Source organism: Megasphaera geminata F0357, assembly GCF_000239275.1.
In the GTDB taxonomy this organism is placed as follows: domain Bacteria; phylum Bacillota; class Negativicutes; order Veillonellales; family Megasphaeraceae; genus Megasphaera; species Megasphaera geminata.
In genome coordinates this window covers 1-24,376 of the sequence record NZ_JH417599.1, presented here as the reverse complement: position 1 = coordinate 24,376, position 24,376 = coordinate 1, and the positions used below count along the sequence as shown (strand labels likewise).

At 49.9% G+C, this 24,376-nt stretch carries 20 protein-coding genes and 4 pseudogenes; 2 read left to right on the top strand and 22 right to left on the bottom strand.

The genetic code is table 11. The features are described from left to right. Positions 1 to 17 precede the first annotated feature (17 nt). From murD to HMPREF0080_RS05445, 11 genes and pseudogenes are all read right to left on the bottom strand, one after another. Positions 18 to 1,386 (bottom strand): annotated as a pseudogene (murD, locus tag HMPREF0080_RS05495) (UDP-N-acetylmuramoyl-L-alanine--D-glutamate ligase). A 20-nt stretch (positions 1,387 to 1,406) separates the two neighbouring features. Next, a pseudogene (mraY, locus tag HMPREF0080_RS05490) lies at positions 1,407 to 2,373 on the bottom strand (phospho-N-acetylmuramoyl-pentapeptide-transferase). 5 nt (positions 2,374 to 2,378) lie between these two features. Continuing rightward, positions 2,379 to 3,752 carry a UDP-N-acetylmuramoyl-tripeptide--D-alanyl-D-alanine ligase gene (locus HMPREF0080_RS05485; protein ID WP_006790308.1) on the bottom strand — a complete coding sequence of 458 codons (1,374 nt, stop codon included), beginning with the start codon at positions 3,750 to 3,752 and terminating at the stop codon, positions 2,379 to 2,381. 2 nt (positions 3,753 to 3,754) lie between these two features. Then, positions 3,755 to 5,249: pseudogene (locus HMPREF0080_RS05480) on the bottom strand (UDP-N-acetylmuramoyl-L-alanyl-D-glutamate--2,6-diaminopimelate ligase). A gap of 77 nt (positions 5,250 to 5,326) precedes the next feature. Continuing rightward, on the bottom strand, positions 5,327 to 5,689 hold the full coding sequence (locus tag HMPREF0080_RS05475; RefSeq protein ID WP_006790305.1) for an FtsB/FtsL family cell division protein: 363 nt from the start codon (positions 5,687 to 5,689) through the stop codon (positions 5,327 to 5,329). A gap of 47 nt (positions 5,690 to 5,736) precedes the next feature. Continuing rightward, positions 5,737 to 6,669: a 16S rRNA (cytosine(1402)-N(4))-methyltransferase RsmH gene (rsmH, locus tag HMPREF0080_RS05470; protein ID WP_006790304.1), complete on the bottom strand. Its 933-nt coding sequence runs from the start codon at positions 6,667 to 6,669 to the stop codon at positions 5,737 to 5,739. A gap of 8 nt (positions 6,670 to 6,677) precedes the next feature. Next, positions 6,678 to 7,118 carry a division/cell wall cluster transcriptional repressor MraZ gene (gene mraZ / locus HMPREF0080_RS05465; RefSeq protein ID WP_040347351.1) on the bottom strand — a complete coding sequence of 147 codons (441 nt, stop codon included), beginning with the start codon at positions 7,116 to 7,118 and terminating at the stop codon, positions 6,678 to 6,680. Between the two features lie 361 nt (positions 7,119 to 7,479). Continuing rightward, on the bottom strand, positions 7,480 to 8,436 hold the full coding sequence (gene gluQRS / locus HMPREF0080_RS05460; RefSeq protein WP_006790301.1) for a tRNA glutamyl-Q(34) synthetase GluQRS: 957 nt from the start codon (positions 8,434 to 8,436) through the stop codon (positions 7,480 to 7,482). Between the two features lie 10 nt (positions 8,437 to 8,446). After that, entirely contained in the window at positions 8,447 to 11,380 is a 2,934-nt protein-coding gene (locus HMPREF0080_RS05455; RefSeq protein WP_006790300.1) for an insulinase family protein, read from the bottom strand. Beyond that, positions 11,380 to 12,036 carry an HAD hydrolase-like protein gene (locus tag HMPREF0080_RS05450; RefSeq protein WP_006790299.1) on the bottom strand — a complete coding sequence of 219 codons (657 nt, stop codon included), beginning with the start codon at positions 12,034 to 12,036 and terminating at the stop codon, positions 11,380 to 11,382. The genes HMPREF0080_RS05455 and HMPREF0080_RS05450 overlap by 1 nt, the downstream gene beginning before the upstream one ends. 334 nt (positions 12,037 to 12,370) lie before the next feature. Beyond that, entirely contained in the window at positions 12,371 to 13,324 is a 954-nt protein-coding gene (locus HMPREF0080_RS05445; protein WP_006790298.1) for a lactate/malate family dehydrogenase, read from the bottom strand. Between the two features lie 581 nt (positions 13,325 to 13,905). Here HMPREF0080_RS05445 and HMPREF0080_RS05435 point away from each other — a divergent pair. Continuing rightward, positions 13,906 to 14,211, top strand: a complete 306-nt coding sequence (locus tag HMPREF0080_RS05435) for a type II toxin-antitoxin system RelB/DinJ family antitoxin (RefSeq protein WP_006790296.1) — start codon at positions 13,906 to 13,908, stop codon at positions 14,209 to 14,211. Positions 14,212 to 14,274: 63 nt separating this feature from the next. Here HMPREF0080_RS05435 and HMPREF0080_RS11690 read toward each other — a convergent pair whose 3' ends face one another. From HMPREF0080_RS11690 to HMPREF0080_RS05390, 10 genes and pseudogenes are all read right to left on the bottom strand, one after another. Continuing rightward, entirely contained in the window at positions 14,275 to 14,409 is a 135-nt protein-coding gene (locus HMPREF0080_RS11690; protein WP_216436696.1) for an HNH endonuclease, read from the bottom strand. 35 nt (positions 14,410 to 14,444) lie between these two features. Then, positions 14,445 to 16,257, bottom strand: a pseudogene (gene typA / locus HMPREF0080_RS05430) (translational GTPase TypA). A 253-nt stretch (positions 16,258 to 16,510) separates the two neighbouring features. Further along, entirely contained in the window at positions 16,511 to 17,425 is a 915-nt protein-coding gene (gene murB / locus HMPREF0080_RS05425) for a UDP-N-acetylmuramate dehydrogenase (protein WP_040347374.1), read from the bottom strand. 4 nt (positions 17,426 to 17,429) lie between these two features. Beyond that, positions 17,430 to 17,780 (bottom strand): YlbF/YmcA family competence regulator, encoded by a 351-nt coding sequence (locus HMPREF0080_RS05420; protein WP_006790291.1) that lies wholly within the window; start codon positions 17,778 to 17,780, stop codon positions 17,430 to 17,432. 17 nt (positions 17,781 to 17,797) lie between these two features. Further along, on the bottom strand, positions 17,798 to 18,283 hold the full coding sequence (locus HMPREF0080_RS05415; RefSeq protein WP_040347349.1) for a tRNA (cytidine(34)-2'-O)-methyltransferase: 486 nt from the start codon (positions 18,281 to 18,283) through the stop codon (positions 17,798 to 17,800). Between the two features lie 239 nt (positions 18,284 to 18,522). Beyond that, positions 18,523 to 18,873, bottom strand: a complete 351-nt coding sequence (gene rplT, locus HMPREF0080_RS05410; protein WP_006790289.1) for a 50S ribosomal protein L20 — start codon at positions 18,871 to 18,873, stop codon at positions 18,523 to 18,525. Between the two features lie 38 nt (positions 18,874 to 18,911). Beyond that, positions 18,912 to 19,109: a 50S ribosomal protein L35 gene (gene rpmI, locus HMPREF0080_RS05405; RefSeq protein WP_006790288.1), complete on the bottom strand. Its 198-nt coding sequence runs from the start codon at positions 19,107 to 19,109 to the stop codon at positions 18,912 to 18,914. A gap of 16 nt (positions 19,110 to 19,125) precedes the next feature. Further along, a complete protein-coding gene (gene infC / locus HMPREF0080_RS05400) occupies positions 19,126 to 19,629 on the bottom strand; it encodes a translation initiation factor IF-3 (protein WP_006790287.1) in 504 nt (167 codons plus the stop codon). 185 nt (positions 19,630 to 19,814) lie between these two features. Further along, a complete protein-coding gene (locus HMPREF0080_RS05395) occupies positions 19,815 to 21,047 on the bottom strand; it encodes a deoxyguanosinetriphosphate triphosphohydrolase family protein (protein ID WP_040347348.1) in 1,233 nt (410 codons plus the stop codon). Further along, entirely contained in the window at positions 21,013 to 21,657 is a 645-nt protein-coding gene (locus tag HMPREF0080_RS05390) for a hypothetical protein (protein WP_006790285.1), read from the bottom strand. The genes HMPREF0080_RS05395 and HMPREF0080_RS05390 overlap by 35 nt, the downstream gene beginning before the upstream one ends. 868 nt (positions 21,658 to 22,525) lie before the next feature. Here HMPREF0080_RS05390 and HMPREF0080_RS05385 point away from each other — a divergent pair. Further along, positions 22,526 to 23,710, top strand: coding sequence for an acetyl-CoA C-acetyltransferase (locus tag HMPREF0080_RS05385; RefSeq protein ID WP_006790284.1), 1,185 nt, complete (start codon positions 22,526 to 22,528; stop codon positions 23,708 to 23,710). A gap of 166 nt (positions 23,711 to 23,876) precedes the next feature. Here HMPREF0080_RS05385 and HMPREF0080_RS05380 read toward each other — a convergent pair. Then, the coding region (locus HMPREF0080_RS05380; protein WP_040347347.1) for an S-layer homology domain-containing protein at positions 23,877 to 24,376 on the bottom strand (500 nt) is incomplete at its 5' end.

Here is a 24,376-nt window from a genome sequence, read left to right as displayed (position 1 = left end):
AAAAAGCAAAGGTATATCTATAAGGAACGGACGATATTTTTAAAGTCGTTCCCCCGTTCTTCAAAATGATGATACATATCATAGCTTGAACACGCCGGGGACAACAGCACGGTCTGCGGCGGTTTTGCGATTGTATACGCCGACTGCACGGCTTTTTCCATGGAAAACCCGGCCCGGCGGATATCCGTCACGCCCGCTTTGCGGGCTTCTTCTTCGAAACGGTCCGCCGCCTCGCCTAAAAGGATGAGTGTGTCGACTTTCTCTTTTACCAGCCCCATAAAGCGGCCGAGATCCGTCAGTTTATCATGGCCGCCGGCAATGAGAATGAGATGGCCGTCGGGGAAGGCTTCCAATGCCTTTTCCGACGCATCCGTGTTCGTTCCTTTCGAGTCATTGTAATAGGGAACACCGGCAACAGTACGGACCCATTCAAGTCTATGTTCCACGCCGCGGAATTGTTTCAGGACCGCGCGAATCGTCTCGAACGGGAACGCCCACTACATACGTCAGCAACGCCGCGGCAAGACAATTCTGAATATTGTGTTTGCCGAAAAGATGCAGATCCGTTTCCGCACAGACAAAAATATCTTTATCTTGTAACCGGATATAAAGATCGCCGCCTTTCGCATAAGCTCCGGCCGGCACTTCCGTATATACGGAAATATAAAGGACCGTCCCGGTCAAATCCTTTCCCATGGAACGGACGAGAGGATCGTCATAATTGAGAACGGCATAATCCGAAGCGTCCTGATTACGGAAAATCCGTTTTTTGGCTTCACCGTATGCGGCCATTGTATGATGACGTTCGAGATGATCCGGCGTAAGGTTCAAAATTACGGCGCTTTTTGCCTTTAAAGATTGTGTGAATTCAAGCTGGAAGCTTGACAGTTCCGCTACGACGACAGCCGTATGCGGCAAATCTTCCGCCTGTTCGGATAAGCCCGAACCGATATTGCCGCCGACTGCTGTTTGCCTGCCTGAAGCTTTCATAATCTCACCCGCGAGGGTTGTTGTCGTCGTCTTGCCGTTCGTCCCCGTAATGCCGATAAAATCGGCATCCGTTACCCGGCAGGCGACTTCCACTTCGCTCCAAACGGGCAGATTACGCTTCACCGCTTCCCTCATGATCGGAATTTCCGGTGAAATAACGGGTGAAGGCACGACAATATCGGCCCCGTCCAGAACGGAACTGTCCTGCCGTCCGAAAATGCAGGTTATACCCCGGGCCCGCAACGTGCGCCACGGTTCGGCATTTTCGTCATGTCCTTTAATATCATTTAAAACAACCGTCCCGCCATGGCGCTTTAAAACGGCGGCCGCCGCTCTGCCGCTGATACCGGCGCCGATGACAACTATTCGTTTGCCCGAAAAATCCGTTACGCTCATATTGACACCCTCTTTATCCGCTATTTACCGGCAAGGACAATGATAATGGAGAAAACGGCCGCTATCGCCGAGAACACCCAAAACACGGTAACAACCTTTACTTCGCTCCAGCCGGACAGTTTTAAATGATGATGAATAGGGCTCATTTTAAAAATCCGGACCCCTCTCGTCTTAAAGGAAATAACCTGTAAAATAACGGAAAGTGCTTCCATGACATAGAGGGCGCCTGCCGGAATGAGCAGTATTTCCGTCTTCGTCAAAACAGCCATAGCCGCCAGGCCGCCGCCCAAAGCAAGAGATCCCGTATCTCCCATAAACAGCTTCGCAGGATGTTGATTGTAAAAGAGAAAGCTTCAGGCAGGCGCCGGCCAAAGCCGCGCCGAAAACGGCAATATTGCCGTACCCGAGAGCCACGGCAATAACTACATAGGCTACGGACGTAATGGCACAGGAACCTGCAGCCAGACCGTCCAACCCGTCCGTCAGATTTACGGCATTCGTCGCGCCGACAATCATGAAGAATACGAGAATATAATAGAAAGGCCCCAAATCCACGGTAACGGCAGTGAGAGGAATCCAAAGGGTCGTCGGAAAATCGAGGACCCCCTTCAGGATAAAGCAGAAAATAACGGAAACGGCCGCCTGTGCGGCCAGTTTCTGTTTCGCCGTCAGCCCGAGATTACGTTTTTTCAGCGCTTTTACGGAATCGTCGAGAAACCCGATACAACCGTTGCCCAGGGTAAGGAAAAGTGCCAGAAGTTTCGATATATCCGCACCGTTGAAAACAAGGCACGAAACGGTCAGCGCGACGAGAATTAAAATACCGCCCATTGTAGGTGTGCCGGCCTTATACTTATGACTTTCCGGTCCTTCTTCACGTTCTTCCTGACGAGCGTGGAATTCCTTCAGTTTTTTGATAACAATCGGTCCTAAAGCCAGACCGACGACGAGGCTGACGACAAAACCCAAAATAAGCGTATTAAACATTCACATTACTTCCTTTCGATGTAAGGCAAAATCTTTTCCATGGCAAAGCCGCGCGACCCTTTGAGGAGAACCGTATCCCCCTGCCTCATTATGCGGCGGAGAACAGCTGCGGCTTCCGCATGCGTCGTAACAGTATATACCTCATTCATGCCCGCCGCTTTAGCCGCTTTTGCCATGAATCGCGCCTCATCGCCCAGGGCGATAAGAATATCCACCTTTTTGTCGGCTAAATAGGTGCCTATCTTTTCATGCTCTTTTTCCGCCCAGTCTCCCAGTTCGAGCATACCGCCGAGAACCGCTATCTTCCGTCCTCCCGTCAGCGTGACGAGCGTATCGACGGCTTCCTTCATCGAGGCGGGATTGGCATTATACGCATCATTAACAAAGACTACATTATCGATATTGACGAGTTCCTGACGCATAGGCACGCCCTTATACTCGGCAAGCCCCTTTTGCATCTGATGTTCGCTCAGGCCGAGAAGACGGCCGACCGCCACGGCGGCCAGCGCATTGTATACGTTATGCGTACCGATAACGGCCATATGTACATCGATAACCTGATCGAAACAACGGCACGTGAAAGACAGGCCCTTTTCGCTGTTTTTGATCGTGCCGGCCATAACGGGCGCATCGTTAATAATGCCGAAGCCGACAACCTTGCCTTTGCACTTGCCTGCCATAGCGGCAACGCGTTTATCGTCCTGGTTAAGAACGGCCGTGCCGTCACTGCCGAGAGCTTCGACAAGCTCCCCCTTGGCTTTGGCAATCTGGGCCTGCGAACCGAGCAGCTCAATATGGCTCTTACCGACATTGGTAACGACACCGACGGTCGGTTCGGCTATATCGACAAGTTCCTTAATCTGTCCCAACCCGCGCATTCCCAGTTCCACGACGCAGGCACCGTGTTCCTTCGTCAGCTGCAACAGGGTACGCGGCAAGCCGATTTCATTGTTAAAATTCTTTTCGGTCTGCAATACATTGTACTTCTGTTCGAGGACCGTGGCAATAAGCGCACGTGTCGATGTCTTCCCGGCCGAGCCGGTGACGGCCACGACGGGAATGGAAAAACGGCGGCGATGGAAAAGCGCCAGATCCTGATATGCCTTACGTGTATTCTTGACGACAAAAATCGTATAATCGCCGTCCGGGTAAAGGCGCGCCGCATCTTCCACGATAACGCCGGCAGCGCCGTCACTGACGGCCTGCTCAATGAAATCATGGCCGTCGAACTTTTCCCCCTTCAACGCCGCAAAAAGATCGTCTTCACCGACAGTACGCGTATCTGTCGTGACATTCCGATAAAGCATATCCCTGCGACCTTGCTGCAGAATCCGCGCACCCGTCGCGAGAACGACTTCCGCATCCGTAAACATGGCCATCTTTATCTCTCCTTCAACCGCTGCACCGCTTCGCGGGCAACTTCTCTATCGTCAAAATGTATCGTCCCGTCTTTTAAAATCTGGTATGTTTCATGCCCCTTGCCGGCAATGAGGACAATATCACCGCTTTCGGCTATTTCCACGGCACGCATAATGGCGGCCCGTCTATCCGTAATGACTTCATAGTGCCTTCCTTGTTTAAGTCCGGTCACGACGCCCGCCTCTATTTCGGAAACAATGCATTCAGGATCTTCAGAGCGGGGATTATCGGAAGTCACAATGAGAATATCCGCGTTTTCCGCACCGATTTTACCCATGATGGGGCGTTTCGTCCTGTCGCGGTCGCCGCCGCAGCCGAAGACGGCAATGATGCGCCTCGGGTTCATTGCACGCGCCGTCGTCAATGCTTTTTCCAGACTGTCCGGCGTATGAGAATAGTCGACGACAATGGCAAAATCCTGACCGGCTTCAACCAATTCAAAACGGCCCGGTACGGAGCGGAAGGACTGAACGGCGCCGGCGACGGTTTCCGACGGAATACCTTCGGCATAGGCCGCGCCGATGGCAGCCAGCGTATTATAAACATTGAAAAGGCCTGTAATATGCATATGGAGGGAAACACGGCCGAAAGGGCCCGTAACGGTAAAAGAAGAGTTCTTCAAGCCGACTTTCAAGTCAGCCCCTTTAAGGTCGGCATCATTCTCGACACCATACGTGAGGATCCGGCAATGCGCGGCTCGCAAAATTTCTTTTGCATGAGAGTCGTCGCTATTGATAACGGCCGTCTTATTGTCTTTGCAATGCTGTTCTGTCGTCAGGCTCGTAAAAAGCTTGGCCTTGGCGGCTACATAATTTTCAAAGCTCTTGTGGAAATCCAGATGGTCCTGTGTAAGGTTGGTGAATACGGCCGTATCATATTCGATGCCGGCTACGCGGTTAAGCGCCAGCGCATGACTCGACACTTCCATCACCACATAGTCCATACCCTTCTCCCGCATGAGAAACAGAAGCTTCTGCAATTCAACGACATCGGGCGTTGTATTGCGGATTTCCAATTCTTCATCGTCAATGAGTGCATGGATTGTGCCTATAACGCCGACATGATAGCCGGCCGTGCGCAGAATATGCGCAATAATATGCGATGTCGTCGTCTTGCCGTTGGTGCCGGTAACACCGATCATACGCATACTTTTGCCGGGATAATCGTAGTAAAAAGGTACCATATCTTCAATAGCCCCGTGAATATCGGCAACAGTAATCTGCGTAACCTGCTGCGGCAGATCGAGATGTTGTCGTGAGTACGGCCACGGCGCCCTTTTCCGCGGCTTGCCCCGCAAATACGGCTCCGTCTACATGGGCACCGGCAATGCAGACAAAAAGATCCCCCCGTTCGATTTCCCGGGAATCGGCCGAAATGCCCGTGATTTCCACTCCGTCATTGCCTTCTATATTGTAAACGCCCTTAATCTCCCTGCAAAGTTCCCGGACCGTTTTCATACAACATCCCTCCTCAATCTATAGTCCTACAGCAAACAACAATAGCAGCCTTCGCAAAAAGGCTGCTCCCTTGTCGTTCAGCGTTGTTTCGAATCACGTTGCTGTTTATATAAAATCGTCGCCGGCGTAACCATTCCCAAATCGGTCGTCGCCGTCCTGTAAATCCGTTCGGGTGATTCGAGCTTGGCTATTTCGACACGTAAAATCTCGTTATCCCGCTGTAATTGCTGCACCTGTCTTTTTTCCTGCATCAGCGAATAGCCGTAATGGGTCCTTGTGGCGGATAAAGCGACATATACAATAAGGAAAAAAGCAATAAGGAAAATAATTGACACGGACTGTGCGATAAGCCGGTTAAACCGCTGTTTCTCTCCGCCCGCAGGCACGGAAACGCTGCGACCGCCCCGATACCCCATATATCCAGCTTTTCTTGCCAACATAATTATAACACATCCGTTTCCGCAACAACTTAACCTTTACAACAGTTCTATATGCGCGTACCGACACGCAGTTTAGCGCTTCGTGCGCGGGGATTCGCCGCCAATTCGGCTGCCGACGGTACAATCCCCTTCCCTTCTATTTTAAGGACAGCCTGATGATTACACGTACAGACGGGAATGCCGGGCGGACAAATACAATCTGTCGCCAGACGTTTCAGCGTCTGTTTGGCAATCCTGTCCTCCAATGAGTGAAAGGTAATGATGCCCATATGGCCGCCCCGCTTTAATCGTCCGGCAGCCGTTTCAAAGGCGTTACGTAAAATTGACAGTTCTTCATTTACTTCTATACGAATAGCCTGAAAGGTACGTTTTGCCGGATGAGGGCCGTCTTTTCTGGCGGCTGCCGGCACGGCCTGTTTGATTATCCGTACCAGTTCTCCCGTTCGTTCAAGAGGTTTTTCACGACGGGCGGCTACAATGAACCGGGCGATTCGCCTTGCCCACCGCTCTTCGCCGTAATCCCTGATAACGCGGTATAATCCGGCTTCATCATACGTATTGACAACATCATAGGCGCTGCGTTTTGCCTCCGTATCCATACGCATGTCGAGAGGCCCGTCATGTTGGTACGAAAATCCTCTTTCCGGCGTATCGAGCTGATAACTTGACACACCTAAATCGAACATAACGCCGTCTATGCGTTCAATATCCAATTCGTCCAACACGGCACCCATATCTTTGAAATTACGTTGTACCGGAATAAACCGGCAGGCGGCATCTTTCATTCTTTCCGATGCGGCGGCGACAGCGTTTTTATCCCGATCGAGACCGATGATCGTTCCCGTCGGCGCGAGCAGCTCCGCCAACGCGCGACTGTGCCCGCCGCCGCCGAGGGTACAATCGACATAAATCCCCGTCGGGTCACCGGCGACGGCATGTACGATTTCAGCCTGAAGGACACTGACATGATGAAATTCCATGTGACCTCCTAAAAGTCCAAATCGCCGAAGCCTTCCAGATTTTCAGCAATGGCCTCCATTGCGGGAACCGTCTTGGCCGCATAGGCTTCATACGCACCCTTGCTCCAGATTTCAATTTTATCGCCTGTACCGAGGATAATCACATCCTTAACGAGTTCCGCATAATCCCGCAATGTGGAGGGAATAAGAATCCGCCCTTGTTTGTCGAACTCCAGTTCGGCGGCGCTGCCGAAGAGGAAACGTTTGAATGCACGCACGTTTTCCTTGGATGCCTGGAGTTTTTTCATCGCTTCCGCAAATCGGCTCCAGGCTTCCTGCGTATATACGGAAAGGCAGCCTTCGAGCCCGCGGGTCACAACAAAAACCGAACCCAGTTCTTCACGAAATTTTGCCGGCATGATAACGCGGCCTTTCGCATCGACGGTGTGTGCATATTCACCCATAAACATCGGACTCTCAACTCCTTTCCTGTCATTCGTTTCACTTTTCACCACATTCTACCACATATAAACACTTTATGACAATATAAAGAGTGTAATTATTTTTGCTTTTTTTCCGATACCTATGCGATTTACAAGCGTTCCGAACCGGTCCTGTCAATAAATATAGTAGTTTTTTATGTAATATTATTGTATGTGTACTATATATTGATTTAATATATTCGTTAAATTTTCGGAAAATTTTGTCGGTAATCTCAGGGATATTTCGGTATGCACTAAAAATTCCCCGCTTTCCGTTAAAAGGAGGGCGTATATTGCCACAAAAAAAGAAGTATAAGAACAGGTACCTGTTCCTATACTTCCGCAATACTTATATAAATGTTTTTATTATGTCTGCCGGTGCGGCATCGATGGAAATATCGGTACAGGCGATCTTCGCCGTGTCAAAACGTTGAACCAATTCACCCAACCCGTATCGTCCGGGCGTGTCCACAAGGCCGCCTTTATAGGCCAAATAGCCGAGAATCTGCTGTGAGTCGGCGCCGGCCGCCCACAGGTCACGTACGGTCATGCCGTGTTGACGCTTGGAAAGACGGCGGCCTTCACTGTCAACGAGAAGAGGGACATGCGTATACTCGATCCTGTTCTTATAGCCGAGAAGGCGCATTAACGCGATCTGCCGTCCCGTTGAATTGAGCAGGTCCCTGCCCCGTAAGACATGCGTTATGCCCATGGCGCCGTCATCGACCGAAACCGCCAATTGATACGCGTACATGCCGTCGGCCCGGTGAACGACAAAATCACCGCAGTCTCGGCGCAGGTTTTCACATTGTTCGCCGTAAACGCCGTCTTGATAAGAAATAACGCAATCGGGAACATGCACGCGCAGAGAAGGCGGCTTATTGTTCTTCTCCCGTTCCGCCTCGCTCATGCCGTAGCAACGGCCGTCATAGACAGGCATGTCCCCGTCATGAGGGGCCCCGGCAACGGCTTGAAGTCTGGCGCGGCTGCAATAGCAAGGATAAATAAGGCCCATTCCCGCGAGTCGTTCTATCGCCTCATGATAACGGCCATATCGTTCCCGCTGAATATACGGCCCGTACGGGCCGCCCACATCCGGCCCTTCGTCCCATGTCAGGCCGAGACGAAGCATATCTTCCGTAAAGGCCGTCATATATTCGGTCTTTGAACGTTGCTCGTCAATGTCCTCCACCCGAAGGACAAGAATTCCGCCGGCCTTTTTCGTCTGCAGCCAGCCGAGCATAGCCGTCCAGACATTGCCCAGGTGGAGATATCCCGTCGGGCTGGGCGCGAAACGACTGCGCATATATAACCACCTACTTCGGTAAGAAAACGGTTTCTTTAAAGAAGCGGCTTTCTTCTTTGATCTTGCGTTCGCTGCCCATGACGCAAACGGTATTGTCCTTCATAACCGCTTTGACAAGCGGAGCCAGCGCACGGATATCCTCAGCGTCGGCCGTCAGGATCTGATCCCGGCGTTGCTGATTTTCTTCCTTCGTATCGTTATTGAAATAATTGGCCATAGCCGCTACCGTGCGGAGCTGCGGGGTAAGAGGCACATCGATGCGGCTGAGCGTGCCGATAACGTACTTTGTCATTTCCCGTTCGGACACGGAAAATGTCGCCAAATAATCGGCCAAATCGTCATACGCTTTAAGCGTGGCGGCAAGATGAGGATCTCTATATGAGCAGAAGACCATATGCCCGTTAAAATTAAACCGCGTATGGGCTCCGTACGCCCCGCCCTGAACGCGGACCTTAATCCACAAATACTCATACTGGAGGATAGTGCCGAGCACCGCCATAGCGCCCGTATACGCATAACCGTGGCTGCAGAAGTTGCCGCCTTTGGCAACATACTGCACGTTGCCGCTTGTCATAATGCCTTCATTTTTACGCTCCAAATCAAAATCGAAAAGCGAATCCCCGACAGTGCCGGCCGGCATGGCATCAAGCCATTGCGGCAATGCCGCCACAAGTGTCTCCGCTTCGTCTTTCCCGCCCGTTACCGCTACGGTAAGACGGGCACGGACGAAAAGTTTTTTCATGATTTCGTCAAGCTTATTGCCGATACGCGGCGTCTCTTCACGGACAGTTGCGGCGATTTTACTGAGAAACTGATAATAGGACAGTTCGCCGGCCTCATCAAAAGCCGCCTGCTGCGAAACATAGGAGAGCAGCCGTTTTGTCACCAATGTCTGGCCGTTACGGAAGGCATCCGCATCCCAGCCGGTTTTTTCTTCTTCAATAAGCTCGGCCAGACGGGAGCCTTTCGTATAAACGGTTTGTAATGTAATTTCCTGCAAAAGCTCCACGGCCTTTTCCGTATTACAGGTCAAGGCCTTTGCTTTTATGCGGAAAAAGGGCATGTAATCACTGCCGTCGCCCCGCTTTGAAATGGAACCGACGCTGTACAGGATGCCGCCCGTATGAAGATCGATTAACGCGGAAAGCTCGCTGTAGTCACGGCTTTTTGTATCCAAATCGCCAAGCACGTCGGCAAGTAGATAGACATAGGGCAATTCGTCCTTAGTAAAACCGTGCAAATCAAAGAAGGCGTTAATATAGATGATACCGTTCGTCCTATCCTCCACATGGCAGAAAGGTACGCCGCCGGCTTCGGAGACAGCCGCTTCTTCATAGTCCGCTTCCTTTTTTAAATCGCCACGTGACAACATGGGAATTGACGCCAGCGCCTCCGCCGAATCGGGTGTCTCCTGACGTTTTTTCAACGCCTTTGCGGCCGCCATGATATCTTCCAGTTCCTTCTCGGATAAGGTTGCTTTATACGCCGCGAGCTTATCAGCCAGGGCCTTTTCTTTCTGCTCCGTGAGTCCCGGTTCTGGCACGAGGGACACAAGCGCATAGTGGGGATTATGGAGAATATATTTTTCAATAATCCGTTCAAAATAGTCCGTTTCAATACCGGCGCGCAGGATCTTCAGAGAATCTTCGTAGCGGATAGCATCTCCCGGCGCGCGGTCATAAAGCCATGTATTCATGCAGCAGATACCGTAGATCAACCCCTTCGGACGACCGGAAAAATCCGCTTCGCGAAGAGCGAATTCAAGGCGGTTTAAGGAAGCGGTAAAAAGAGTCCTGTCAATCCCCTGTGCGACAACTTTGCGGAAGAAATCCCGCATAAGCGGCAAAATCCGTTTCTGCGCATCCGGCTCGGAACCGTTAATCCTGATCCCCCACAACGGCTGTAAAATACCGTCCTGGAAATCGCCGGAAATATCTTTGCCCAGTCCTTCATCGACAAACACCTTTTTCAGGGGAGCGGCCGGCGAAGTGAGATATACATAAGTCAGTACCCTCATAGCCAGCCCCAGCGTCGTATCGAGAGCGTCGTCAATGACATATGTCAGAGAATGCAGCGTCCCGTGTTCCGTACTTTCATCGGAAGCGATGCCGTAGGGATATGTTTTTACGACACTGCCCGGGCATGCCTGCCGCGTAATTTCCGTATGAACATCTTCAGCCGAAAAAGCGCTCAAATATTCACGGTCAATGAAAGCCAGCGTATCATCGATATCCAGATCGCCGTAAAGGAAGATGTAGCTGTTCGACGGATGATAATACCGTCTGTGGAAAGCGACGAAATCTTTTTGCGTCAAATCGGGAATATCATCGGGATCGCCGCCGGATTCGACACCATACGTCGTATCCGGAAACAGATGCTGCATCACCCTGCATTCAAGCTGCGCATCGGGCGACGAGAACACACCCTTCATTTCATTATACACGACACCGCTGTATGTGAGCGGAGCGTCCGGAGCTTCCAGCTCATAATGCCAGCCTTCCTGACTGAGAATCTGCGGATCTTTCAAAAAATTCGGAAAGAACACGGCATCCAGATAAACATCCATCAAATTCTTAAAATCAACGGCGTTGCGGCTGGCCACGGGATACATCGTCTTGTCGGGAAAAGTCATGGCGTTAAGAAATGTATTGAGCGAGCCCTTTACGAGCTCGACAAACGGCTCTTTCAGAGGGAATTTGCGCGAACCGCAGAGCGTCGAATGTTCACAAATATGAGGCACGCCCGTACTGTCTGTCGGCGTTGTCCGGAACGAGACGGAGAACACCTTGTTATCATCGTCGTTTGCAAGATAAAACACCCTTGCGCCCGACTGTTCATGAATCATCTCGTACGCCGTGCTCTGCGCCTCTTTTATATATTCAACCTTATCCACGCGAAAACCGTGATGTTTTGCGGAAACTTCCCAACCTGACTTATGTACCATTAAATTATCTCCTTATTCAGTAAAATATCCCGAAGCGCCGCTACGGTAGGCGCATAATAATCGGGAGTAAATTCTTCCCGTTCCTTTTCATTGCCGTAACCGAAACCGACACCGATAACGGGAATGTCACACCTGCGGGCCCCGATGACATCAAACCTGCGATCACCGACCATGACGGTCTCGCCGTTTCGCCGGTCCGGGATCCCCTTCAGGATGCCCTCCATAATAGCGGTTTTATCTTCCTCGCCGCCGAATTCGGCGCCGGCGATCTTCGATAAATAAGGGGTCAGGCCGAATGCATCACAAATGGCAACGGCATGAACGCGCGGCTTCGATGTCGCCACATAAGACCGGATGCCCGCATCATGAAGACTCTTCAGCAATGCCGGAATACCGTCATACGGGTGATTTTCAAACAAGCCGATTGTGCCGTACCGCTCCTGAAAATACCCGTACACACGCCGGGCCTTCTCTTTCGGGAAACGGTATGTATGAGTAAACGTATACATAAGCGGCGGGCCGATAACAATCTTCCGATCAAGGCGGCCGTCCGTCGGCTCCCCTTCTTTCTCCAATGCATACGCGACGGATCTGAGGATACCTTCATGCGACTCCGTCAGCGTCCCGTCGAGGTCAAACAACACATGCCTAAACATTTATTCCTCCTACAAGACGATACACCACATCATACCATCACCGTCCCTTTTTCGCAAAGGGCAGCAATTCTAAAATTTCACAGCTTCTACGAAGCCGTGAAATTTTAGAATTGCGCCCGCAAGGTTTATGCGCGTTCTGACGACTCGCAGAGGAGGAGGAACGCCATAAACTACTGCGCTTTTCTTCCTCTGTATCCCAAAGCCAACCGCGTCGGGATACTTAGAATTGCGCCCACAAGATACAAGACTGAATGGTTTCAAATAAAAACGGAGAGACCGTCCGAACACAGTCTCTCCCTAAAACATAAAAGACGAACAGTTTACCGCCGCCCGTTTATTTCTTCAGCAAGGCATCGGCTTTTTCGATATTGGCGCGGATTTTATCGCAGCAACCGTGAAATTCCTTTAATTCTTCCGGCGTAAGGGTATATTCCATAATGCGTTCCACGCCGCCGGCCCCGATAACGGCAGGTACGCCGCAGTAAATGCCGGATTCGCCGTACTGTCCGTCAAGCTTGACGCTGGCGGCCATAATGACCTGTTCATCATGGAGAACGGCTTCGGCAATGCGGACACCTGTAGAAGCAATGCCGTATTCCGTGCACTGTTTGCCGACGAATGTTACCCAGCCGCCTTTGATGGCGCGTTCCTGCAATTCCTTCCGATCAAAGCGGAACCGTTCGTCATGCTCCGCAATTTCCAAATACGGCTGCCCCGCAAATGTGACTACAGACCACGGCGTCATCTGAGAATTGCCGTGTTCGCCGAACATAAAGGCCGAGAAAGAATGATGATCCAAACCCGTCTGCTGAGAGATGGCGCTGATCAGGCGGGAGCTGTCGAGGCCTGTGCCCGTACCTATAACCTTACGGGCCGGCAGACCGCTCAGGCGTTGGATCAGGTTTGTAATAACATCACAGGGATTCGTAATATTTATAAAGCAGCCGTTGAACCCGCCGGCCATGATTTTGGAGATATACCCGGCGACTCCGGGAACGGTAAAGCCCATTTCGTCATCACGGCTGCCGGTGGCACAGAGCGCGACCTTACCCATGGCGTTGATGATGATATCGCAATCCCCGAGTTCTTCATATGCAGCCGGCACATATTCAACCCGATGAGGCATGAACATGACGGCATCCATTAAATCCTGACGTTCACTGACAGCTTTCTGTTCATTAATGTCGCAGAGTTTAACAACATCGGCAGCACCGCGCATACCCAGGACAAAGGCGACGTGTGCGCCTACATGTCCCAGCCCGACTACACCGACGATTCTTTTTTTCATGATGAATCCCCCTCTGAGTTAAATTTTTATCGTTATTTAGTAATACTTTTATTATAATACCACTATTCAGTACCGTTGTCATGAAAACTGTTACCGGCTGCGCATGGAAGCGCATGCCCGGTCCGCCATTGCTATCGGTTACTTATCCCTCGTAAACGGGTCATCATAATTCAATGTCAGTTGTTCTGACATCTCCTCTTCCTTTAATTGATTAGCTGTATACGTGTCTATCTTTTTCTACCATATCAACATAATATCCGCTGCACCAAAATCGGTGATTTCTATACGTATACTTCCTATTGCCCCATGTTTCATATATCATTAAACTGCCTTTATAATCGGCCCTGCGGCCCGGAGCCAAAATATTCAATTTCAAATCGCAAGGTATCCTCCCTTATGAATTTTGTGTTTTTTCTCATTTAAGGGGGCGGCAATCATGAACGAAAGGGCTGTAGAGCTTGGCATCCTCCTACCCTTAATCAAACTGTATAGCAATAGTAAAACATTGTCATTCTTTATATTGCTATTTTCCTATTTATACTTTATAATTAAGTCAATAGTTAAAGAAAGAGGTGGACGCTATGACTACTGCTAACATCAATGTCCGTGTAGACGAAAATCTCAAAAAAGAAGCTGAAAGATTGTTTAATGACTTGGGACTGAACATGTCTTCTGCCATTACTATGTTCCTGAAAAGTGCGGTTCGGTGTGACGGGATTCCATTTGACGTCCGCCGTAATACATTCAATGCGGAACCCCGCAACGCCCTAGCTGAATATAACGAAATGAAAGCACATCCGGAAAAATATAAACGGTACCACAGCTTCTCGGATTTGGTAAAGGATGTAGACAATGAAGCTGGATATCATCGCATCCAACAGATTTAGGAAAGATTTAAAGCTCGCTAAAGAACTATTTCTTGTTCGCACAGGTTCCCACACCGATTTATTTTAATACTTGTACTTGACATTCCGGTCTTCCGTCATCGTCTTATGGTCATGGCAGCTCTTGCACAAGGGCTGCCAGTTTTTTGTAGTAAGTAAGCCCCCTTGGCCTAGCCGGGGGGCCTTACTTACTACAAAAATAACCGGCCCTGCGGCCGGTTATGCATAAAATACGCTCAGTTTTTCTTTGCGGCCCTCTTGCGGTCATGTTTGTCAAGAATAGCCTTGCGGAGCCGAATGCTCTTCGGCGTAACTTCGACCAGTTCGTCATCGTTAATCCATTCAAGCGCCTGTTCCAAACTCATGATACGGGGCGGTACGAGACGCAGCGCTTCATCGGAGGCGGAGGAACGGGTATTGCTGAGATGCTTCTTCTTGCACGGGTTAACGTCAATATCGACATCACGATTACTTTCACCGATGACCTGACCCAAATAAATAATCCTGTGCCGGTGAGATGAACATAGTACCGCGGTCCTGCAGGTTATAAATGCCGTAAGCCGTCGTTTCGCCCCCTTCAAAAGCAACAAGGCTGCCGCGCGTACGGCCCGGGATTTCCCCTTTCCAGGGCGCATAGCCGTGAAAGACATGATACATAATACCGTTGCCTTTCGTAGCCGTAAGGAATTCGCTGCGGAACCCGATAAGCCCGCGGGCGGGAATGATAAATTCAAGGCGCGTATAGCCGGCGAGGTCAACCATATTGACCATCTCCGCTTTGCGTGTGCCGAGACGTTCCATAACGGCTCCCATGAATTCCTGCGGTACATCGATCGTCAACGCTTCCAACGGCTCACATTTCTGCCCGTGAATTTCTTTTGTAATGACGCTCGGTTTACCGATCTGCATTTCATATCCCTGACGGCGCATCTCTTCAATGAGGACGGCAATATGGAGCTCGCCACGCCCCGACACCTTGAACGCGTCGGCGGATCCCGTTTCTTCGACGCGCAGGGATACGTTGGTCTGTACTTCGCGGAAAAGCCGGTCACGAAGATGGCGGCTCGTTACAAGATCGCCTTCCTGTCCGGCAAAAGGACTGTCATTTACATAAAAAATCATGGACAATGTCGGTTCGTCAATATCTATTTTGGGCAGTGCTTCCGGATTGGTCGGGTCCGCTACGGTCTCACCGATTTTAATATCGGGAATACCGACGATACAAGCTATATCCCCCATCGAGGCGCCGTTTTCCCGTTCGATGCGGTTCAACCCTTCATAAGTATAAACGCGGGCGATCTTCGCTTTGCGCTGACTTTCCCCGTCAACGACAAGGACATTCTGATTCGGCTTCATATTGCCGCGCACAATGCGGCCGACAGCAATTTTCCCTACATAATCGTCATAGTCCAGGGTCGTAACCATGAATTGGAGGGGGCCTTCAAGGTCACCCTTCGGGCACGGGCAGTGTTCCACAATCGCCTTGAAGAGAGGTTGCAAATCCACAGCTTCGTCAGCCATATCCGTCTTAGCCACGCCGTCACGGCCGTTAGCATAAATAACGGGGAAATCGAGCTGTTCATCGCTTGCATCAAGTTCCATGAAAAGCTCCAGCACTTCGTCTTCAACTTCTTCAATACGCGCGTCAGGTTTGTCAATTTTATTGATAACGACGATAGGTTTCAAATTCTGTTCCAAGGCCTTGCGCAGTACGTATTTCGTCTGCGGCATCGGGCCTTCAAACGCGTCGACGAGAAGAAGCACCCCGTCAACCATGTTGAGGACACGTTCCACTTCGCCGCCGAAATCGGCATGGCCCGGAGTGTCGACAATATTTATTTTAACGCCGTCGTGCATGACGGATGTATTTTTAGATAAAATCGTAATGCCTCTTTCACGTTCAATATCGCCGGAGTCCATGACCCGTTCGGCGATTTTTTCGTTGGAGCGGAAAACGTGGCTCTGTTTGAGCATCGCATCGACGAGCGTCGTTTTACCGTGGTCAACGTGGGCAATGATTGCAATGTTGCGGATATCCTTACGTTCCATGTATTTCTCTCCTATCAGAAAACTCTGCTTTTATATAACTGTATCAGTATAGCACAGAAAATGCATTATATCCAATAAACCTATGGGGGTTCCACATTCTTAACGTGAGGGATGATACCCCGATGTGCAACAAAAATATTCCCCGGGAATATCACAAGACCCGTAAGGCGGTGCCTTACGGGTCTTGTCTATCCTGAGCGGGGCTTTACTTTTTTAATAAAACCGGGGCGTACGGCCTTTAAGCTGCGGCGGCTTATTCCGCCGCTTCGCCAATAATGCGTACTTCCGTTTCCAAATCAACGCCGTGCATTTCTTTGACACATTGCTGCACTTCATGGATGACGGCAAGAATATCCGCCGCGGTCGCATTGCCTTTATTGACGACAAAGCCCGCATGCTTCGTCGACACTTCCGCATCGCCGTGTGACAGGCCCTTCAAACCGGTCTGATCAATAAGCGTCCCTGCGAAATATCCGGGCGGCCGCTTAAAGGTACTGCCGGCACTATGCATTTCAAGGGGCTGCTTACTCATCCGACGCTCCGTCAGGTCATCCATCATCGCCTGAATTTCCGCCCTGTCGCCGTGTTGTAACTGTAATTCCACTTCGACCACGTATTCCTGCAGCTCCTGAAACACGCTGGTCCGATAAGCGAAGCCGAATGTGCCGCGTTCATAGGTCGTAACGCCGCCATGCCCGTTAACCGTACGTACGCGGGAAACAATATGGCTCATTTCACCGCCGTACGCCCCGGCATTCATAAAAACGGCGCCGCCGAGCGTACCGGGAATGCCGCAGGCAAACTCCGCCCCTGTCAGTGAATTGTCGCGCGCAAACCTACAGACATCGGCAAGCATATACCCGGACGCGGCGTGTATTCTGTCATCATGACAGGACAAGACACGCTTCATATCGTTCAGCTGGATGACGACACCGCGGATCCCGCCGTCAAGAACGAGAACGTTGGAACCGCCGCCCAGAACGGTCAAAGGGATATGCAGGGCCCGTGCCGCACGAATGGCCAACGACAACTCCTTTACGGAGCGGGGCAGGACGAGAACATCCGCGGGACCGCCGACGGCAAAGGTCGTATGCTCGCGCATAGGTTCATCAATAAAAACACGGTCTGACGGCACCTCTTTTGCAAGGCGCTCCTCAAACGCCGCAATAGCCTTACTGGTCAAGAATGCTCATCCCTTCCGCCATGGAATTCTGAATAATCTGATAAATTTCGCCGGCCTTCGACTGCCATGCGTTATACGCCTGTAAATATTCCATGGCTACAGGTTTATTTTTAAGAATTTCCGCCAAACGGTTCAAGTCTTCAACCTTTTTCTTAATCGGCTTATCGCCCATGGACTGTGCGTACGCAAGCTTAGCCTGCAAGACGAGAAAATCGCGTACGTTCTTGCGTGTCGGTTCTTCCCCCGCCAATTTTTCGCCGGCGGCAAGGAGCTTTTTATACCCTTCGCACGCACCGATTGCCGTAGCCAACTCATTTGCTTTCACATATACTTCTTCCATGCCGGAACCCTCTCTTATTACAAATTCTCTATTCCCCTGCCGCTTTTGGCAAGGTCGGGGAAATCAAGCTGACGCAGCGCTTCATACGAAACAATGGCAACCGCGTTGGACAAATTGAGACTCCGCGCCTCGTCAATCATGGGAATACGGAAACAGTGCTCCCTATTGGCCTTCAACAACTCTTCGGGCAGCCCTTTCGTTTCCTTTCCGAAAACAAGCATATCCTCAGGGAGAAACGCAATATCCGCATAGCACCGTTCAGCCTTCGTCGTTAAATAAAAATATCGATTATCCGGGTACTTCATTTGAAGCGCCGCAAAGTTCTCATGCACTTCCAGCCTGAGCAGATCCCAATAATCAAGCCCGGCCCGTTTCAAATATCTGTCTTCCAAAGAAAAACCCAACGGCTTTACAAGATGCAAGGTTATATGATTAGCCGCGCACAGGCGGGAAATATTACCTGTATTGCCGGGAATCTCCGGTTCCACCATTACAATATGCATTGCGTCACGCTCCATTTGTAATTGTACAGGATACAGAGTGCAAAGACAAGAAATCGCGCTTCTTTTCAGAACCGTTCTTTCATAAATCCTCTGGACATTTTATCATAAAATATCATAAGAAAGCCAACTGCCCGCTTAACAGGGAGGTTCAATGAAGAAACGGCTCATGCCGCCAGAAAAAGAGATGTGTAATCATACAAAAGGACCGCACCGTTACGTGCGGTCCATGCTTCAGTATATTACTGCGCTTTTGCCAATTCCACCAGTTTAGTAAATGCAGCCGCATCGTTTACAGCAAGATCAGCCAACATTTTACGGTTGACGATCACGCCGGCCTTCATCAAACCGTTAATAAAGCGGCTGTAACTCATGCCGTTTGCGCGGGTTGCCGCATTGATACGCGTAATCCATAACTTGCGGAATTCACGTTTTTTCTGGCGCCGGTCGCGACGCGCATAAAAGAGCGCCTTCATTACGCTTTCATTAGCTTTTTTGAAAAGACGGCTGCGTGTACCGCGATACCCTTTTGCCATCTTAATGATTTTTTTATGACGGGCGTGTGCTGTAACGCCAACTTTAATTCTGGCCATTATATATTCCTCCCACTCTTACAGTACTGTCAAACGGATTAAACAAACGGGCACATCTTGCGCACTGTTTCAATGTAGCTCTTGGCGACAAGAGTCGCTTTGCGAAGATTACGTTTACGCTTCGGAGACTTCTTTTCCAAAATATGGCTCTTATAAGCCTTGGCGCGTTTGAATTTACCTGTACCTGTCACATTAAAACGTTTTGCCGCAGCACGGCGGGTTTTCAATTTCCCCATTATAAAATTCCTCCTCTTACTTCGCCTTATTGGCAGCAATGACCATGGTCATATTTCTGCCTTCTATCTTAGGCGCCTTTTCAACATGGGCGACTTCTTTCAACTCATCTGCAAAACGGACGAGCAGCTTTTCGCCCAATTCGGGATGGCTCATTTCACGGCCCCTGAACATAATCGTAACCTTCACCTTGCTGCCTTCGTCCAGGAAACGCTGCGCCGCCTTCATCTTCACGTAAAAATCATGGTCTTCAATATTGGGACGCAGCTTAACTTCCTTAAGGGTAAACACTTTCTGTTTCTTTTTTGCTTCCTTTTCCCGTTTCTGCTGTTCATAACGGTACTTACCGTAATTCATAATGCGGCATACGGGCGGGTTCGCGTTGGAAGCCACTTCCACCAAATCCAGACGGCGTTCTTCCGCAATCTGGCGTGCAGAGCGCAAAGACATAACACCGAGCTGTTCATTCGTATCACTGACCAAGCGCACATCCTTGGCTCTGATTTGTTCGTTGATACGCAATTCCTTACTAATAATCTTTCACCTCCGCAAAAAAAGAGCGAATAGCATGGCTATCCGCTCATATCTGCGCAAGAGACGACCTTAGTAACACGAACGCCATGTAAGGTGAGAAGCGGACGGCTTCTGCTTAATCTTTAACATAAGAAATTATACCAATACGACTCATTAAAGTCAAGGTTTCTTCTCTAAAAGGTCGTCATTTCCCCGAAAATTTTCTCGGCATACGTGTCGGTCATGCCCGCAATATAGTCTATGCAGGCTTTCTTGTAATCGGCCTCGCTTTCGCCGATGTGATAAATAACGTCATTCCCGTATTCCTCAGGGTTCGCCTCGGCCCGGCCGATATCGGAAAATTTCATCATTCTCTTTTCAAAATGCCGCCCTAAAGTCGGATACGCTTCGCTGAGGCGGCGAATATTATCCATCGTGCGGGTACTGCCGTAACATTCCTGAAGCAGATTATAAATGGATTCCAAAATAAGCTGCGCGTAGTTATGATAAATTTCCAAGCGCTTGTTTTTATATATATACTCATAATTAAAGCGCATAACCGTATCCATCAACTTAATATGCGCTTCAGACAAGACGATCCCCTTATCCGGTGAGCTCTCCCGGCAAATATCCGTAATCAACGGGTACATAATGGACGTATTGGTGACGGACTGCATATTTTCATGGAAGTGGCTGTTCAACTCGCAGAGCAGGTCCTGCAAGGGCTTGCCGTCTTCCTTTAAAATACGCAAACGCACGGCATCTTCAATATCCCTGCCCAGATAAGCTATTTTATCGGCTATTTTTACAACGCATCCTTCCCACGTGTACGGCGCATACTGACTCGGCCGCGTAATATCGACCAGGTCCATCGCTTCCTCCCGCGGCCTGATAACCGTAGAACTCACTTCGCCGCAATGGCTGATAATGCCGTCCCGCACGGCATACGTCAACATGAGATTCTGCGTCTTTCCCGCCGGATCAAGAAGCGTTTCAATTTCATCGACAACACGCAGTCCCTGCTGCTCATGCCAGAACGTTTTGCCCAGCTCATCCCGGCTGATTTTCTGCAATACCCGTTCACCGAGATGTCCGAAGGGCGAATGGCCCAAATCATGACCGAGGGCAATGGCGCTGATAAGCTCCGTGTTTAGCCCCAAATAAACGCCGATCGTATTGCTTACGGAATTGACTTGGTTCACATGGTCGATCCGCGTCGAAATATGATCATTTTTCGTCGTAAAAAATACCTGTGTCTTATGTTTTAAACGGCTGTATGCGAGCGAATGGATAATACGCGTATAATCTCTGCCGAATTCAGTACGGAAATCACCGTGCCGCGTGTAGAGATTCCCCTTGCGGGCAGAAGCATATGACCAGTTCGGATGGCGTTCATCCATCCGAACGGCGGCAAAAGCATTTTTCATTGTGCCTCCTTTCGGCGCGAAGCGTTTCCAGGCCGGCAAGGGCCTGCTCCGTGTCAATGTATTTACTTTCCTTATCGGCCACCTTCACGTGGAGCCGCCGCTTCGCCTCTTTCAGTATTTCCCTATACAAGCCTTTCGGGAAAGTATCGGCCGTCGTCGTTATACCCCGCGGCAATACGGCTTCCCTTTCCAGAATATATCCTTCCGGGACATTATGCGACCGACGCGGATGACAGAGGCTGAACCACAGATCGAAAGCGTTACTGCCGCTGCGGCTGATCACTTCAAACAGCGCCAGCGAACCGTCCCGCTCCGCCAGTTGGAAATAAACGGGCCCGCCCGTCCGCAGGGAACGAAGACGCGACAGATACGACCATGCTCCGAACAACCCGTTCACCGGAACGGGATTGGTTCGGGCAAATCCGAACTCCCCCTCTCCGTCAGGCAAAGTGTCACAACACAACCCGTTAACAATACTGCGCCTCTCGACCTCCTCCGCGGTCGCATTCTGCGCCGCTTCGTCATTAAACAGAGCTAACGCCTCATCATATATTTTTGTATCCACAGGCTCTAAGGACAGTTTTCCGAAAATGCCGTTTAAAAATCCCATTTCTGTTTCCTCCCGCTGTTATGTTTTATTATATAGACCGTACTTCATGCTGTCGAGCTCAGTTGCCCGGAAATACAATCGCAGGGACATGATACTTTTATCACGACCCCGATTAATCCATTATATTTTAAGGTATTTTCTTTTTAATTTTAATTTCCACATAATTAATGATCTTATATAAATTTTTATTACTTAAATTTTTAAATTAAATCTTCGTCCATATCCTTATAGATTAAACAAAGCAGCCTATGAATCGCCTATTATAGCAATTTCTCCTGTCCGTCCATTACTTTATATCATTTTGAAGGGGTAACAATAACTTTTTAGGTCGTTGATTTTATTTACATGCGTGGTAAGATATAGACAAATAAAGGATGTTCTTCATAGAACTTACTTTATCTGCAACTTTTAAACAATATTTATGTGAAGATACAATTCCAGGAAAGGGGATCTTAACATGACACACGTCAGCGATAACACAAAATTGATTGTTTCCATGGCGATCTTATTGGGATACAGCTTCATCGCAAATCTTTTCTAAGCATAACTTCCATCAATCCTTAAAAAGCATCTTCTGCGGAAGATGCTTTTTTTGTCTTCTTGTATGTGATATTTCGCACATATGCATCTGGACATATTTTATATACGGCTTTAGTTTTTATGTATTACCTATAATGGATGTTTTCCTTTTATGATGATAATTCGGCATAAGGATATTATATTTTTCCCTTGTAATTACAGATGAAAAAATATACTATATAGACATAGAGATTGTGAAATCAAGAACAAGTTTTGATTCCGGTCTGCTTATTACCTTACTTATGTGTTTGTTTAATCTATAAGATATGACGAGAAAGGGTGGTATTCAATGAAAGATGTAGTAATCGTAAGCGCATGCCGTACAGCTATCGGTAAATATGGCGGTGCTTTCAAAGATGTCTCTGCCGTCGAACTCGGCGCGGTCGTAATCGAAGAAGCCATTAAACGCGCGGGCATTGCCAAAGACGCCGTCGACGAAGTGGTCATGGGCAATGTATTGCAGGCCGGCCTCGGTCAGAACCCGGCTCGTCAGGCTATGATCAAAGTCGGCATGCCCGTTGAAACTCCGGCAATGACGATTAACAAAGTCTGCGGTTCCGGCCTCCGTTGCGTATCTCTGGCAGCACAAATGATCAAAGCCGGCGACGTTGACGTTGTTGTGGCGGGCGGCATGGAAAACATGTCCCAGGCTCCCTACCTCGTACAGAAAGCCCGTTGGGGCTATCGTATGGGCGACGGCAAACTCGTGGACGGAATGATTAAAGACGGGTTGTGGGACGCATTCAACAACTACCACATGGGTATTACGGCTGAAAACGTAGCTGAAAAATTCGGTATAACCCGTGAAATGCAGGATGAATTGTCCGCAACCTCTCAGGCCAGAGCTGTCGAAGCCATTAAATCGGGTACGTTTAAAGATCAAATCGTTCCTGTCGTCATTCACGGCAAGAAGGGCGATATCATTGTAGATACGGATGAATTCCCGCGCGAAGGCGTAACGGCGGAAGCCCTGGGCAAATTAAAACCGGCCTTCAAACGCGACGGCGGTACGGTCACGGCAGGTAATGCATCCGGCATCAACGACGGCGCGGCCGCATTTGTCATCATGTCCGCCGACAAGGCAAAAGAACTCGGCATCAAACCGCTCGCAACGATTAAGAGCTATGCATCTGCAGGCGTTGATCCCGCTATCATGGGTACGGGCCCCGTTCCCTCTTCCCGCAAAGCGCTTGAAAAAGCGGGCCTCAAGGGCAGCGATCTCGACCTCATTGAAGCTAACGAAGCGTTCGGTGCACAGGCGGCATACTGCTGCAGGGAACTCGGCTTCGATATGAGCAAAGTCAACATCCACGGCGGCGCTATCGCTCTCGGTCATCCGATCGGTGCGTCCGGTGCCCGGATTCTCGTAACCCTGCTCTACGGCCTTAAAGAAAAAGGTGGCAAATACGGCCTGGCAACACTTTGCATCGGCGGCGGCCAGGGCACGGCCTGCATAGTGGAAAACAATCAGTAACCTATCCTCCGGAGCGCCCGCTTCGCCGGATAGCAGTCTAAAAGAGTTCCCTTCAATGGGGAACTCTTTTTTTGTAGTTGTAAAACAAGAGCACCGCCCCGTATGGGTCGGTGCTCTTGTTTTTAGATATTCTCCGGCATCTGCCGGAAGTTTTACGGGCAATACATTATTTCATTTCGGCGGAAATACGGGAGCCGTACACATCACGATAATCATTGTTATCCTTGTTATCGTCATTGTTGATGTGTACACGTTCCACCTTATTCCGGTCATTGTCCTTACCGGAAACGCGATCCACACGGATGCGGTCTGCACGGATCTGACGCAATTCCGGCTCGAACTCATTCATAGCCCTGTCCATCGTGTCATCGACGGGAGCCCCGTTCTTCAGCGCCCTGTAAAGGAGAGCGGCAAATTCATACCGCGTCATGGAACGATCGCCGCCGAAGGTACCGTCGGGATACCCCTGGATGAGGCCGTTGCCGGCAAGAACACGGATATATTCATAAGCCCAGTGGTTTTCCGGTACATCCGGGAAATCCCTGGTTTTGCCTGCATCAAGCAGGCCGAGAACCGCATTCAGCCGGTCATTCATTTCTTCCACCTGCTTGCGCAGTTCTTTATTGTCGGCCTTCAGGTCGACGATTTCCTTGGCCATGGCCACCT

What these genes read in the sequence shown, in the direction of transcription:
- HMPREF0080_RS05435 (WP_006790296.1), top strand. Translation starts at nt 13,906, where the DNA reads ATGACTACTGCTAACATCAATGTCCGTGTAGACGAAAATCTCAAAAAA.
- HMPREF0080_RS05475 (WP_006790305.1), bottom strand. Translation starts at nt 5,689, where the DNA reads ATGTTGGCAAGAAAAGCTGGATATATGGGGTATCGGGGCGGTCGCAGC.
- HMPREF0080_RS05455 (WP_006790300.1), bottom strand. Translation starts at nt 11,380, where the DNA reads ATGGTACATAAGTCAGGTTGGGAAGTTTCCGCAAAACATCACGGTTTT.
- HMPREF0080_RS05395 (WP_040347348.1), bottom strand. Translation starts at nt 21,047, where the DNA reads ATGAAAAATGCTTTTGCCGCCGTTCGGATGGATGAACGCCATCCGAAC.
- mraZ (WP_040347351.1), bottom strand. Translation starts at nt 7,118, where the DNA reads ATGTTTATGGGTGAATATGCACACACCGTCGATGCGAAAGGCCGCGTT.
- gluQRS (WP_006790301.1), bottom strand. Translation starts at nt 8,436, where the DNA reads ATGCGCAGTCGTTTCGCGCCCAGCCCGACGGGATATCTCCACCTGGGC.
- rplT (WP_006790289.1), bottom strand. Translation starts at nt 18,873, where the DNA reads ATGGCCAGAATTAAAGTTGGCGTTACAGCACACGCCCGTCATAAAAAA.
- rsmH (WP_006790304.1), bottom strand. Translation starts at nt 6,669, where the DNA reads ATGGAATTTCATCATGTCAGTGTCCTTCAGGCTGAAATCGTACATGCC.
- HMPREF0080_RS05415 (WP_040347349.1), bottom strand. Translation starts at nt 18,283, where the DNA reads ATGCATATTGTAATGGTGGAACCGGAGATTCCCGGCAATACAGGTAAT.
- rpmI (WP_006790288.1), bottom strand. Translation starts at nt 19,109, where the DNA reads ATGGGGAAATTGAAAACCCGCCGTGCTGCGGCAAAACGTTTTAATGTG.
- HMPREF0080_RS05445 (WP_006790298.1), bottom strand. Translation starts at nt 13,324, where the DNA reads ATGAAAAAAAGAATCGTCGGTGTAGTCGGGCTGGGACATGTAGGCGCA.
- HMPREF0080_RS05385 (WP_006790284.1), top strand. Translation starts at nt 22,526, where the DNA reads ATGAAAGATGTAGTAATCGTAAGCGCATGCCGTACAGCTATCGGTAAA.
- HMPREF0080_RS05450 (WP_006790299.1), bottom strand. Translation starts at nt 12,036, where the DNA reads ATGTTTAGGCATGTGTTGTTTGACCTCGACGGGACGCTGACGGAGTCG.
- HMPREF0080_RS05485 (WP_006790308.1), bottom strand. Translation starts at nt 3,752, where the DNA reads ATGGCCATGTTTACGGATGCGGAAGTCGTTCTCGCGACGGGTGCGCGG.
- HMPREF0080_RS05390 (WP_006790285.1), bottom strand. Translation starts at nt 21,657, where the DNA reads ATGGGATTTTTAAACGGCATTTTCGGAAAACTGTCCTTAGAGCCTGTG.
- HMPREF0080_RS05420 (WP_006790291.1), bottom strand. Translation starts at nt 17,780, where the DNA reads ATGGAAGAAGTATATGTGAAAGCAAATGAGTTGGCTACGGCAATCGGT.